Origin of the sequence: Pseudomonas donghuensis, assembly GCF_000696345.2 — a bacterium.
GTDB classification, from domain to species: Bacteria; Pseudomonadota; Gammaproteobacteria; order Pseudomonadales; family Pseudomonadaceae; genus Aquipseudomonas; species Aquipseudomonas donghuensis.
The window spans coordinates 1354076-1367434 of the sequence record NZ_CP071706.1 but is presented as its reverse complement, the minus strand read 5'-3'; the positions used below and the strand labels follow the sequence as shown (position 1 = coordinate 1367434).

Below are 13359 nucleotides of genomic sequence, written 5' to 3'. Positions count from 1 at the left end.
GCTTCTCGTGAATCAGGAAAATGTGATGGCGGTGCAATCGCGGCTTCAGCCGCGCTCGCCCATCAGCCATTGAAGCTGGACTTCATGCTGGCCGCGATCGTCGGTAACGAACACCGTGCCTTCGCTGATCATCACATCCCACTTGATCGCGCGCGGCATATCCTTGGCCAGGGTTTCCAGGACTTCCTGGGGCACGGCGGCGATGTTCAGGTTTTTCAGGTTCTTGACCGCCGGCACCACCTTGGTTTCCCACACGCGCAGGCTGCCATAGGCCAGCAGGCTGGTGCGTTCGGTACGGCGCGAACACCAGGTCAGGCGATCGGCATCCGGTTGGCCAACTTCGATCCAGTGCAGGATGCGGTCGTCCAGGCTCTTTTCCCACACAGCAGCTTCGTCTACATCCGACAGACCGCGGCCAAAAGCCAGTTGTTCGTTGTACCACAGGGCGTAGGCCAGCAAACGCACGGCCATGCGCTCTTCGGTTTCCGAGGGGTGACGGGCGATGGTCTGCTTGACGCTTTCGTACACGCCGCGGTCAAGGTCGGTGAGGTTCAGTTCAAACTTGTAGGTGGTGGACGGCTGGGCCATGGACGGGCTTCTTGCGGCAAGGAAAGTCGCCCAGTCTAACCGATCCGCATGTTCGTTGCGCCGCGGCAGTATCTGAGCGGCCCCAGCTATGATAAAAACGGGGGCCCTGACCCGCTGCCACGGACGCCTCATGCCTACGCCCAGCAAACCTCTCGCCGGCCTCAAAGTCATCGAACTCGGTACCCTGATCGCCGGCCCGTTCGCCTCGCGCATCTGCGCAGAATTCGGCGCCGACGTGATCAAGGTCGAGTCGCCCGATGGCGGTGACCCGCTGCGCAAGTGGCGCAAGCTGTACGAAGGCACGTCGCTGTGGTGGTTCGTGCAGGCCCGCAACAAGCAGTCGCTGACCCTCAATCTCAAGCATGCCGAAGGGCTGGAGATTCTCAAGAAGCTACTGGCCGAAGCCGACATCCTGATCGAGAACTTCCGCCCCGGGGTGCTGGAAAAGCTCGGCCTGGGCTGGGACGTGCTGCACGCCCTCAACCCGAAACTGGTGATGGTGCGCCTGTCCGGCTTCGGCCAGACCGGGCCGATGAAGGACCAACCGGGTTTCGGCGCGGTTGGCGAGTCGATGGGCGGGCTGCGCTATATCACCGGCTTCGAGGACCGCCCGCCGGTACGTACCGGGATCTCCATCGGCGACTCGATTGCTGCGTTGTGGGGTGTCATCGGCGCATTGATGGCCCTGCGTCATCGCGAGGTCAACGGCGGCCAGGGCCAGGTGGTGGATGTGGCCCTGTACGAGGCGATCTTCGCCATGATGGAGAGCATGGTGCCTGAGTTCGACGTGTTCGGTTTTATTCGCGAGCGTACCGGCAACATCATGCCCGGCATCACCCCCTCCTCGATTCACACCAGTGCCGACGGCAAGCATGTGCAGATCGGCGCCAATGGCGATGCGATCTTCAAGCGCTTCATGCAGGCCATCGGCCGCAACGACCTGGCCGACGATCCGGCCCTGGCCAGCAACGACGGCCGCGACGTGCGCCGCGATGAACTGTACGGGGTGATCGACCGCTGGGCCCGGACCCTGCCGCTGGACGACCTGATGCAGGTGCTCAATGACGCGCAAGTGCCAGCCAGCCGCATCTACAGCGCCGAGGACATGTTCAGCGACCCGCAGTTTCTCGCCCGCGAGATGTTCCTCCAGGCCAAACTGCCGGACGGCAAGCCGTTCAAAATGCCGGGGATCGTCCCCAAGCTCTCGGATACTCCGGGCTCCAGTGAGTGGGTCGGCCCGCAGCTGGGAGCACACACCGATCAATTGCTTGGCGGGCTGGGTTACGACGCCGCCGCTATTGCCCGGCTACGCAGCCAAGGGGCGGTCTGAACAAGGCCTTGCCTGAATCCCGTGGCAATGGTGGAGAGCCGAACATGACCTTTCACTGGCAAACCAGCCTGCGTCGTGGCTGGCCGTTGTTGCTCGGTTTGCTGCTGAGCCTGGGCATGCCGACTTCGGCCTGGGCCAAGGAGCGCTTGTTCTGGCTATTGCGTGACCTGCCGCCGCTGACCATTTTCGAAGGCACCGGCAAAGGCCAGGGGGCGATCGACCAGTTGCTGGCGCTGCTGATCGACCAGATGCCCGAATACGATCACAGCATTGTCCGGGTCAACCGCGCCCGGGGCATCCAGATGCTTCAGGAGCCCACCTTCACCTGCGACCCCACCTTGCTGTGGACGCCCGAGCGAGCGCGTTACGTGCACTTCTCGATTCCCAGCCTGGGCGTGCTGAGCAGTGGCCTGGTGGTTCGGCGCAAAGACCAGCACCTGCTCGAACCCTATCTGCAGGGCAATCAGGTCGACCTGCCGGCGTTGCTGGGCAACACTGCACTCAAGCTCGGTGTGGTAGCCCAGCGCAGCTATAGCACTGCGGTTGATGAACTGCTCAAGACTCTGCCTGACACTACCCTCAGCCGCCACTACGGTAACGATGCAGTCACCAGCCTGTTGCAGATGCAGCAGCATGACCGCCTGCAACTGGTGCTTGGCTACTGGCCAGAGGTGCGCTACTTGCTGCAACAACAAGGCTGGCCGACCGATGACTACACCTTCTTCCCGATCCAGGGCGTCGAGCAATACCAGTTGTTACGGGTAGGCTGCTCCGACACGCCGCTAGGCCGCGAAGCCATCAGCCATATCAACAAACTGCTGCTGCCGTTGCGCAACGATACCTTGCCCGACCTCTACGCCCAGTGGCTGGCCCCGCAAATGCGCGAGCAGTACGTGCATGACAGCCTGCGTCTGTTTGGCGAGCACGACTGACCCGGGCCGAGACAAATCCCGGGCAAAAAGAAACCCCGAACGGTGGGGAGGCCGCCCGGGGCTAAACAGAAGCCCATCGGGGCTTCGCACGACAGCATCACGACATCGGAGCAAAATCCCGATCAGCTGTCCTTGTAAGATCTGATTGCGCTCATCGGCAAAGGTTCCGTCACACCCCGGCGCTGATCGGCCGCCCTTGCTGCAAGTGGCGCTGGGCCGCTATCACGCAGGGCTGCAAACGCCCCTCGACGATGAGCAAGTCGCACTGCAAACCATCGACCAGGTCGACCAGCAGGCGCTGGTCCTGCAACTGGCTGGGTTTTACCGTACGCTGCAGCACGGTGCGGTTCGCTTCATCGCTCAGGCACAGGTCAAAATCACAACCGGTGCTCAGGCGCACCAACCTGACCCGGTAAGGTGCCAATGCTTCGCCGAGCAACAATCTGATACATTCCATCTCATTCATTGTTCACCTACCTGTCGAGAAGGGGTCTTTCACTGACCCTGCGGCAGCCGGAAAAGTTCTCACTGTGCGATTTCCTCGACCCAGCATGCCCGGCAAAAATGACAGATTGAAATCCAGCCGATTGATCGGAGCCTGCCTGTGACGGATCCTGCCTCTGGCGAACTGCGCATCATCCTTGCCGATGACCACCCGATCTTTCGCATTGGCCTGCGCGCCGTGCTCGAACAGATTCCATCGGTACGCGTGGTCGCAGAGGCCGGTAGCCCGCTGGAGCTGATGCAGCTGGTGCAGTCGCAGGATTGCGATGTGCTGGTGACCGATTTCATGATGCCCGTCGAGCAACAGAACGATGGTCTGAAACTGCTCGAGCAGCTACGGCGGCACTCTGCGCAGTTACCCATCCTGGTGGTCACGATGCTCAACAACGCCGGATTGTTCCGGGCAATGCTGGCCCAGGGCGTCAATGGCCTGCTGAGCAAAGCCAGCCTGGCTGACGAGTTGCCCCAGGCCATCGCACGCTTGCAACGCGGCAAGATCTACCTGGCCGACTCGGTGCAGCAGTTACTGCTGCAGGAGGGCGCGGTGCGCGAAGACCTGGCCCGTGCCCAGACGGCCTTGTCGCCGCGGGAACTGGAAGTTTCCCGCCTGCTTGCCGCCGGCCACACGGTCGGCCAGATCGCCGCCCTGCTCAACCGCAGCAAGCAGACGGTGAGCAGCCAGAAGGTCAGTGCCATGCGCAAGCTGGGCCTGGCCAATGACGCTGCGCTGTACCTCTATATGCAGGAACATGGCCTGGGCTGAAAGTGGCTCACGCCCTGCGCCGCTGCTTGGCTTCGCCCGGCTCACGCTCCAGCATCCATTGGCAGAGTTCTACCCCTGCCATCGGCCGGGCAATGAAGTAACCCTGCATGACTGGGCTGCCCAGGGCCTTGATCGCCATCAGGTCGTCAACCGTCTCGACCCCTTCGACCACCACCTTGAGGTCCATGCGCCGGGCCATGATCAGGGCACCAGCGACCACCGCCGCCTTGCGACCATCGTCGGCCATGCCACGGACGAACTCGCTGGGCAGCTTCAGTTCGCTGAACGGCAGTTCGAGCAGGCGCTGGAGGTTGGATACGCCCATGCCGAAGTCATCGATCGACAGTTGGCAGCCCTGAATGCGCAGGTGCAGCAAGCCTTCGAGCTGGTTGCTGTCGAGCTGGCAGCCATGGGTTTCAATGACCTCCAGGGTCAGGGCGCTGGCCGGCACGTCATGACGTTTGAGGGCAGCGACGACCCGCTCGGCAAAATCGTCGTGAACCAGCATCTGCGGGGCAATGTTGACCGCCACCGGCAGTGGCTGGCCACTGTGCAGCCTGACCTTGGCGCTGAAAGCCAAGGCCTGGTCGAGCACATGCCAGCTCAGCGTCTCCAGCAAACCGGCGCCCTCGACCAGCGGGAAGAACTGCCCCGGGCCGAGCAAGCCAAGGCTCGGATGCTGCCAGCGCACCAACGCCTCGACCCCGGCCAGGGTGCCGTCGAAAGCGACCTTGGGCTGGTAATGGACCACCCATTGCGCTTTGCTCTGCGCCACTTCGGCCGGCGACATGGCCAACAGTTCGGCATGGGCCGGTGCGGCGACCGCCTGGGGGGGAGCACCAGGCTCATCCAGGTAGCGGCGCAGCAACTTGTGCAGAGAAACGCTGCAGGCTGGTTTCTGCAAGCTGCCGAGAACCCGCAAGCCCAGTTGCCGAGCCAGGTCGGCAACACTATCAAGCACCCCGCGTTCGGCACTGCTGAGGATAATCAGCGCTGCAGCAAGCCCGCTGTCGGCCAGGTGGCGGATCAGCTCCAGGCCGTCCTGACCGTCCATGTGCAGGTCGCAGATGGCGATGTCGACACGTCCGCGTCGCGACAAGGTCTGCCGGGCACCCTCGACCGACTCCGCCGTCAGCACATCGAAGACGCCATTGGCGTTGAGCATCTGATGCAAGGCCATCAGTTGAAAAGGATGATCCTCAAGGATCAGAACCTTAAGTGAGCGCATGAAAATTTCCCCGCAGTAGCCGATCTGAACGACAGCACTGTGCAACTCTAGGAAAATCGACCTGAAACGCCCATAGGACATGTCCTAAAGTTCAGGCAATAATTTCCACAGCTCCTGTTCAATATCCTGACTCAACTGGCCGATCACCACCTGCAACGCTGACCACGCCGAGTGCGCCGCCTGCGTAGAACAAGCCTGGCTGGCGCTTTCAAGTTGCCGACAGGCCTGTGCCAGGGGCAGCGCATCGATCAGGCAGGCCACGCCCTTGAGACGGTGCAATGACACCCCGATTCGCTCCCAGCCCTGCGCCTCAACGGCCGCTGCCAGCAGGATCGATTCTTCGGCCAGATTTTTCCGTAATTCTTCCAGCATGCGTTGCAGCACTGCAGGTTTGGCCTGGGTCATCTTCTGCAGGGTCTGCATCTTGAAGCTGTGGCGGGGAGCCAGCTTCTCGATAACAGCCACCAGCTGGGCAAGCGCAACCGGCTTGACCAGGCATTCGTCCATACCGGCCTCAAGGCAGCGAGCACGTTCTTCCTTCATGGCGTTAGCGGTGCAGCCGACGATGGCGATGGCTGGCCGCTGGCTGCTGCGCTCCAACCGGCGAATGCCACGGGCCAGTGCATAGCCGTTCATCACCGGCATGTTGCAGTCGCTGAGCACCAGGTCGAACGCCCCGTTCTGCCAGGCCTGCAGCGCGCTCTGGCCGTTCTCCACGGCCAGCACTTCATGGCCGAGAAACTCAAGTTGCTGGCTGAGTACCAAGCGACTGGCAGACAGGTCGTCGACCACCAGGATCCGCCGCGCTGGCCCACCGGACAGGCCGGCGGCATCCTCCGTCGGCGCAGGCTCGGCGGCCAGGGCTTCCAGGGTCAGCTCAACACAGACCTCGGTGCCCTTGCCCAGCACACTGTGCAAGGTAATGCTGCCGCCCATCAACTCGACCAGTTGCCGGCAAATACTCAAGCCCAGGCCCGAGCCGCCATAGTCGGCGCCAGCATCGGCCTGTGAGAACGGCTGGAACAGTTCGCTCTGCTGTTGCGCACTGATGCCGATGCCGGTATCGCACACACACAGCCTGAGGCCAACGCCGTGCAAGCTGTCGTGCCCGCTGCGGCCGACCTGCAACTCCACCAGCCCCAGGTGGGTGAACTTCAGGGCGTTACCCAGCAAGTTGGTCAATACCTGGCGCAAGCGTAGCGGGTCGAACCAGTACACCCCATCCACATCGCTTGCCAGTTGCAGGCGCAAATCCAGGCCCTGGGCCTGGGCCTGGGCGTGAAACTGCTCAACGATTGCGCTGAGAAACGGCTTGAGCGCCCGTGCCTGGGGCTCCAGTTGCAGGCTACCGGCCTCGATGCGAGCGAGATCCAGGCTGTCGCCGATCAGGGCAATCAGCTCACGGGCCGACTGATGGGCCGTTTCCAATCCTTGGGAAGGTTGCGCGCCGCGGGCAAGGGTGGTTTCCCGTTCAAGTTCGAGCAAGCCGATGATGACCGCCATGGGGGTGCGAATTTCGTGACTCATGGTGGCCAGAAACGCACTTTTGGCCTGGTTGGCCTGTTCGGCCTGCTGCCGGGCATGCACCAACGCTTCTTCCAGTTGCTTGCGCTCAGTGATGTCGATCCAGCCACCGAGCAAGCCCTGCAGCTGTCCATCGGCACGGTAGAACGGCACGGTCCACTGGTAGGCATCGGTACGCTGGCCCTGGAACTCAATATGCCGATCGACGAATACCGGCTTGGGATCCTTGAGTAGCTCCAGGTAATCGCCATGCAGCTGCTCGGCCAGTTCGACGGGAATGACCTCGATATCGGTCAGACGCTGGCCCTTGACGTCTTCCAGACGCAACGAGAACACCTGTTCATAGCTCTTGTTGCAGGTGATCAGCCGCCCTTCCAGGTCGCGTACATAGATGGGGTTGGGGATGCCGTCGAGCAATGCGCGCTTGAAGGCCAATTGGTCGTTGAGGGCTTCTTCAGCCTTTTGCCGCTGGCTGATCTGCGCACGCAGGCGGCTGCTCCAGACCAGCGACACCAACCCGAACAACACAGCAGCAGCCACGGTCCAGTAGATCCATGGCGCAATCCGCTGCCAGGCGGGTGCGGGCGGTGCCAGCGCACCCAGCCACTTCATGCGCACGGCGCGCAACTCGGCGACCGGGAACGCTTCCAACGCCTTGTTCAGGATGCTCTCCAGCTCCGGCGCAGTGCGCCGAACCGAGAAGCGGTCCGGCGCCCACTTGCCCTCCACCCCGCGCCCGACCTTGAGCACCGGGTCATTGCCGACCACGCTGTAGGCACCGATTTCACTATCGATGGTCGCCAACGCTTCGCCGCTGCGCACCTTTTCCCGAGCTTGCTCCAGTGAGTCCACCAACATCAGGCGAATACCGGGGTGATCCTGGCGAATGGTGTTTTCCAGCGCGTGCTGCGCTGGCAGTGCCAGGGTCTGCCCGGCCAGTTCATCCAGCGACGCCAGGCCCAGTTGCGGCTTGCGCACGATGAACACCCAGCTCTGGCCACCAATGGAATGGGTGAAGTCGAGAAACTCGCGACGTTCCGGGGTCTCGCTCAGGGTCGTGCTCATGTCAGCCTGCCCGCTCTTGAGCAGTTCCAGGCTCTGGGCAATCGACGAGGATGGCGCGTAGACAAACCGCAGCCCGGTCATCTGCGCGATGGTCGCCAGCACATCACTGTTAAGGCCAACCCAGGCCCCCTGGCGCGTGCGGAACAGGTAAGGCGGGTACTGGCTGCCGACTACGCTCACGCTCGGGTGGTTGGCGATCCATTGGCGCTCGGCCACGCTCAGTTCAACCCGGTTATGTGCCACGTCCGAGCCTAGCCCGGAGGTCCAGCGGCCGAGAATTTCGCGGCGCACCGACTCATCAATGCTGGCCAGCGCGTCGTTGAACATTGCCTGCAGCAGCCGGTCCTCGTTGCGCACGGCAAAGGCAAAGCCGATCGGCGGCAAGGCACTGGGGCCGACCACCTGCAACCCCAGGTACGGACGCAGGGCATTGAAAGCGCGGATGATGATTTCGTTGCCGATAAACGCATCCACTTCGCCCTGATTGAGCGCTTCCAGTGCGCTACTCAGGTTGGGCGCCAGCAGCACCTGACTATCGGGATAAACCCGGTGCATAACCTGGGTGTCGGCGTAACCGTCGAGCAGGACCACCTTCATGCCCGCCAGTGAGGCCGGCGGAATCGGCGCACCGCCGCGCACCACGACCATTGAGCGGTCCGGAATGTAATCGTCGGAGAACGCCAGGCCCGGCACGCTACGCTCGAAGCCATTGGCGCTGGTCAGTACATCGATATCGCCCTGGCGCAGGGCCTCGATGGCCTGCTCGCGCTTGGCAAAGGCCAGCACCTGGGTTTTCACCCCGAGGCGTTCAGCGACCAGGCTCAGGTAGTCGGCGCTGATACCCTGGTAGCGATTGCGGTCGATGGTGATATCCACCGGCTCGTAATCGGCAAACGAGATGCCCACCCGCAACACCCGTGCCGGGCCCAGCCACTGTTGTTGGGCGGAGGTCAGCGGCATTGGACCAAGCTCGGTAAACGGCGGCACCAGGGTAAAGGGCAGGCTCTGGGCGGCCTGGGCCCATTGTCCGGTACATAGCCCCAGCAGGCAAACCCATAGCAGCCCTGCTGCGCGACGACGTCCTGTGCTCATTGATACCCCTGATCCGTTGCTGCAAACCAATGCCAGTGTAGAAACAAAAAAGCCCGTCAGAGACGGGCTTTCATGTGCCGATCAGTCGATCAGAGCGGCTTTCCGCGATTACCGTGCTGGCTGACGAAGGCCTGAACGGCTTTCAGGTCGTTGGCCAGGACCGTGCACTTCTCGTCACGGGCAAACAGGTCGCTCAGGTGTGCAGGCAATTCCAGGGCCTTGCCGACACCGGCCTTCTCCACCGCTTCCGGGAACTTGACCGGGTGCGCGGTACCCAGCACCACCATCGGCGTGTCCAGGCTGCGACGGCATTCGCGGGCGGCCTTGACGCCGATTGCGGTGTGCGGGTCGAGCACCTCGCCCGTCTGGGCGAAGACTTCGGCGATGGTTTCGCAGGTTTGCGCATCATCGACCGCCAGCGAATCGAACAGCTTGCGTGCTTCGGTCCAGCGGTCCTGTTCGACGCTGAAACCGCCGCCCTGCTTGAAGTTGTCCATCAGGCCGGCGATGGCCGCGCCGTTGCGACCGTGCAGGTCGAACAGCAGGCGCTCGAAGTTCGACGAGACCATGATGTCCATCGACGGCGACAGGGTCGCGTGCAGGGTTTCCTTGACGTACTGGTTGCCGCTCATGAAGCGGTGCAGGATGTCGTTGCGGTTGGTGGCGACGATCAGTTGGCTGATCGGCAGGCCCATGTTGCGCGCCAGGTAGCCGGCAAAGATGTCGCCGAAGTTGCCGGTCGGTACCGAGAACGCCACCGAACGAGCCGGGCCGCCCAGCTGCAGGGCTGCGTGGAAGTAGTAGACGATCTGGGCCATGATCCGCGCCCAGTTGATCGAGTTCACCGCGACCAGGCGGGTGCCCTTGAGGAAGCCCTGGTCAGCGAAGCTGGCCTTGACCATTTCCTGGCAGTCGTCGAAGTTGCCTTCGATGGCGATGTTGTGGATGTTCTCACCGAAGAGGGTGGTCATCTGCCGGCGCTGAACTTCCGACACGCGCTGGTGCGGATGGAGGATGAAAATGTCGACGTTGTCGCAACGGCGGCAGCCTTCGATAGCGGCAGAGCCGGTGTCGCCACTGGTGGCGCCGATGATCACCACGCGCTCGCCACGCTTGGCCAGCACGTGGTCGAGCAGGCGGCCGAGCAGTTGCAGGGCGAAGTCCTTGAACGCCAGGGTCGGGCCGTGGAACAGCTCCAGTACCCATTCGTTGCTGCTCAGCTGACGCAGCGGCGCGACCGCGGCGTGAGCGAACTCGCCGTAGGTTTCTTCGAGAATCTTCTTGAAATCGGCATCGGCGATGCTACCGGTGACGAACGGGCGCATCACCCGGAAAGCCAGCTCGTGGTATGGCAGGCCGGCCCAGGAAGCGATTTCTTCCTGGGTGAAGCGTGGCAGGTTTTCCGGCACGTACAGGCCGCCGTCGCTGGCGAGACCGGCCAGCAGCACGTCTTCAAAATTCAGGGCCGGTGCCTGGCCGCGGGTACTGATGTAGCGCATTTTTGCAAACCTTCGGTTTGAGCTTCAAGCTTCAAGCTTCAAGCTGCAAGTCACCGCAGTCCCGCTGTGATCTTGCAGCTTGTAGCTTGCCGCTTGCCGCTGTTGTCAATTGAGTTGTTCGACGCGGATACGCACGACGTTGCCGACCACATCCTGCAAGGCTTCCAGGGCGGTGATGGCATCGTTCATGCGCTGTTCGACCACTCGATGAGTGAGCAGGATCATGGGCACCAGGCCGTCCTGTTCCTCGACTTCCTTCTGCATGATCGATTCGATGTTGATGCCGCGCTCGGAGAGGATGCTCGCCACCTGGGCCAGCACGCCCGGATGATCCTTGGCCTGGATGCGCAGGTAGTAGGCGCTTTCGCAAGCTTCGATCGGCAGGATCGGGTGGGCCGACAGCGAGTCCGGCTGGAAGGCCAGGTGCGGTACGCGGTTCTCCGGGTCGGAGGTCATGGCGCGAACCACGTCGACCAGGTCAGCCACCACCGACGAAGCGGTCGGTTCCATGCCGGCGCCGGCGCCGTAGAACAAGGTGGAACCGGCAGCGTCACCGTTGACCATCACCGCGTTCATCACGCCATTGACGTTGGCGATCAGGCGATCGGCCGGGATCAGCGTCGGGTGCACGCGCAGTTCGATGCCGTTGGCAGTGCTGCGGGCCACGCCCAGGTGCTTGATGCGGTAGCCCAGCGCTTCGGCGTAGTTCACGTCAGCGGTGGTCAGCTGGGTGATGCCTTCGGTGTAGGCCTTGTCGAACTGCAGCGGGATACCAAAGGCGATGGACGCCAGGATGGTCAGCTTGTGCGCGGCATCGATGCCTTCGACGTCGAAGGTCGGATCGGCTTCGGCGTAACCCAGGGCCTGGGCTTCGGCCAGCACGTCGGGGAACGCACGGCCTTTTTCACGCATTTCGGTGAGGATGAAGTTGCCGGTGCCGTTGATGATCCCGGCCACCCAGTTGATACGGTTGGCCGAGAGACCTTCGCGGATCGCCTTGATCACCGGGATACCGCCGGCTACGGCCGCTTCGAAAGCGACGATGACGCCCTTCTCGCGGGCCTTGGCGAAAATCTCGTTGCCGTGCACGGCAATCAGCGCCTTGTTGGCGGTGACCACGTGCTTGCCGTTGTCGATGGCCTTGAGCACCAGTTCGCGGGCGATGGTGTAGCCGCCGATCAGCTCGATGACAATGTCGATTTCCGGGTTCGTTGCGACCTCGAACACATCAGCGGTAATGGGGGTACCGGTAATCTGGCAATTCGGGTTTGGCGAACGCATGGCAATCTGTGCCACTTCAATACCACGCCCGGCACGGCGGGCGATCTCCTCGGCGTTACGCTGAAGTACATTGAAGGTACCGCCACCGACGGTCCCCAACCCACAGATGCCTACTTTGACCGGTTTCACTGTGAACTCCCCATGAAACGACCGGCTGGCAGCCGATCGTGAAACTGCCGCCACCCCAAGGTGACGGCTTCAGATTGAATTACTTGGCCAGGGCCAGCTTGGCCACTTGCGGTGCCGGCTGGTAGCCCGGAATCACCTGGCCGTTTTCCAGGACGATGGCCGGCGTACCGTTGACGCCGATCGACTGGCCCAGGGCGAACTGCTTGCCGACCGGGTTGGCGCACTTGGCGGCCTTGATTTCCTTGCCGTCGATCATCTTGTCCAGCGCCGCCTTGCGGTCGCTCGAGCACCAGACCGCCTGCAACTGCTCGTCACCCGGCGAACCCAGGCCCTGACGCGGGAAGGCGACGTAGCGCACTTCGATACCGCGACGGTTGAGCTCAGGCACTTCGGCGTGCAGCTTGTGGCAGTACGGGCAGGTGGTGTCGGTAAACACGGTGATATGCGACTTGGTTTCGCCCTTGGCAGGATAAACCACCATCTCGGCCGCTGGAATGGCATTGATGGTCTTGGCGATGGCCTGTCGTTCGGTCTTCTCGGTCAGGTTGACCGGCTTACCGTCCTGGATCTGGAACAGGTAGCCCTGCATGACGAACTGGCCGTCGCCGCTGGCGTACAGCACGCGGCCGCCTTCGAGCTTGACTTCATACAGACCGTTGAGCGGGCTGGTGGCAACGCTGTCGACCGGCACGCCCAGTTCCAGGGACTGCAGGGTCTTGCGGATCGCCTGCTCGGCGTTGTCGGTGGCAGCGGCAAAAGTACTGACCAGCGCCAGGGCGGCGGCGGCGAAAATCTGGGTCACGCGCATGGGAACTCCTGAAGGCGGACAGGGGGCCGGATGCAGCACGCCCGTCCTGAAAAACGGGGTGTCATTGCGGCCCTCGGTGCAAACCGCTCAAGCCTACCACAGAAGCGGCGGCGGTCGGAGGCGTGCTCGATCGGGAGAACAAGGCTGCGTGTGTCAGGGGTCGGCGTTTACCGACGAATTTTGTCGAGATGGCCCAAGGCATAGTTGCACGCGCCTTGGGGGCCGGGGTGTCGTTTCTTTAGTTGGGTAAGAAAAGACAACAATGTCAAATCACCTCAAGTGTCGCAATTAACTTTGATCCCTCATGCACAGCCAATGAATACCCTTTCTTCAGGAGATAAAATGGCGCGTCTTTCGTGAGAAACCAAGCTTTACCAAAACCGACTCTGTTGCCGCAAAACTCGGCATTACCCTCTACTTGCAACACCAGGCTCCAGTTCGCCTCTACCCCTGACGCCCCTTTAAGCAACTCGGTCATAACATAGCAGAGTGTTTCGTGAGGGAGGACGCGTTTTCCGCCGAACTGATCCCCAACCCAATGAATTTTGACTTCGACGCTCTTTTCCATTCTATCGGTCTCAACAAGCTCTCCTGCGAGCCCCTTATGGGTTAACAC

Annotated in this window: 11 protein-coding genes; 3 read left to right on the top strand and 8 right to left on the bottom strand. The window is 62.2% G+C overall.

Features of this window, described 5'->3' with window-relative positions; all coding sequences use genetic code 11:
- Nucleotides 1-45 precede the first annotated feature (45 nt).
- Complete coding sequence (locus tag BV82_RS06225) at nt 46-588, bottom strand: YaeQ family protein (protein ID WP_010220222.1); 543 nt, start codon at nt 586-588, stop codon at nt 46-48.
- Nucleotides 589-718: 130 nt separating this feature from the next.
- On the opposite strand from BV82_RS06225, the gene BV82_RS06220 reads away from it, so the two are divergent.
- Nucleotides 719-1918 carry a CaiB/BaiF CoA transferase family protein gene (locus BV82_RS06220; RefSeq protein WP_036994040.1) on the top strand — a complete coding sequence of 400 codons (1200 nt, stop codon included), beginning with the start codon at nt 719-721 and terminating at the stop codon, nt 1916-1918.
- Nucleotides 1919-1962: 44 nt separating this feature from the next.
- The gene (locus BV82_RS06215) at nt 1963-2850 is read left to right on the top strand and encodes a TIGR02285 family protein (protein WP_010220224.1); all 888 of its coding nucleotides are present in this window, start codon (nt 1963-1965) and stop codon (nt 2848-2850) included.
- A gap of 169 nt (nt 2851-3019) precedes the next feature.
- On the opposite strand, the gene BV82_RS06210 is transcribed toward BV82_RS06215, so the two are convergent.
- Complete coding sequence (locus BV82_RS06210) at nt 3020-3316, bottom strand: DUF3509 domain-containing protein (protein ID WP_081839616.1); 297 nt, start codon at nt 3314-3316, stop codon at nt 3020-3022.
- Between the two features lie 138 nt (nt 3317-3454).
- Here BV82_RS06210 and BV82_RS06205 point away from each other — a divergent pair, with 138 nt between their 5' ends.
- Nucleotides 3455-4117 carry a response regulator gene (locus BV82_RS06205; RefSeq protein ID WP_010220228.1) on the top strand — a complete coding sequence of 221 codons (663 nt, stop codon included), beginning with the start codon at nt 3455-3457 and terminating at the stop codon, nt 4115-4117.
- Nucleotides 4118-4124: 7 nt separating this feature from the next.
- Here BV82_RS06205 and BV82_RS06200 read toward each other — a convergent pair whose 3' ends face one another.
- From BV82_RS06200 to BV82_RS06175, 6 genes are all read right to left on the bottom strand, one after another.
- A complete protein-coding gene (locus BV82_RS06200) occupies nt 4125-5345 on the bottom strand; it encodes an EAL domain-containing response regulator (protein WP_026001138.1) in 1221 nt (406 codons plus the stop codon).
- Nucleotides 5346-5429: 84 nt separating this feature from the next.
- On the bottom strand, nt 5430-9026 hold the full coding sequence (locus tag BV82_RS06195; protein ID WP_420831701.1) for a transporter substrate-binding domain-containing protein: 3597 nt from the start codon (nt 9024-9026) through the stop codon (nt 5430-5432).
- 89 nt (nt 9027-9115) lie between these two features.
- Nucleotides 9116-10525 carry a threonine synthase gene (gene thrC / locus BV82_RS06190; RefSeq protein ID WP_036994035.1) on the bottom strand — a complete coding sequence of 470 codons (1410 nt, stop codon included), beginning with the start codon at nt 10523-10525 and terminating at the stop codon, nt 9116-9118.
- Nucleotides 10526-10630: 105 nt separating this feature from the next.
- The gene (locus BV82_RS06185) at nt 10631-11935 is read right to left on the bottom strand and encodes a homoserine dehydrogenase (RefSeq protein WP_036994034.1); all 1305 of its coding nucleotides are present in this window, start codon (nt 11933-11935) and stop codon (nt 10631-10633) included.
- A 79-nt stretch (nt 11936-12014) separates the two neighbouring features.
- Complete coding sequence (gene dsbC, locus BV82_RS06180; protein WP_036994032.1) at nt 12015-12743, bottom strand: bifunctional protein-disulfide isomerase/oxidoreductase DsbC; 729 nt, start codon at nt 12741-12743, stop codon at nt 12015-12017.
- Nucleotides 12744-13008: 265 nt separating this feature from the next.
- A complete protein-coding gene (locus tag BV82_RS06175) occupies nt 13009-13311 on the bottom strand; it encodes a hypothetical protein (RefSeq protein ID WP_145997584.1) in 303 nt (100 codons plus the stop codon).
- Nucleotides 13312-13359 lie beyond the last annotated feature (48 nt).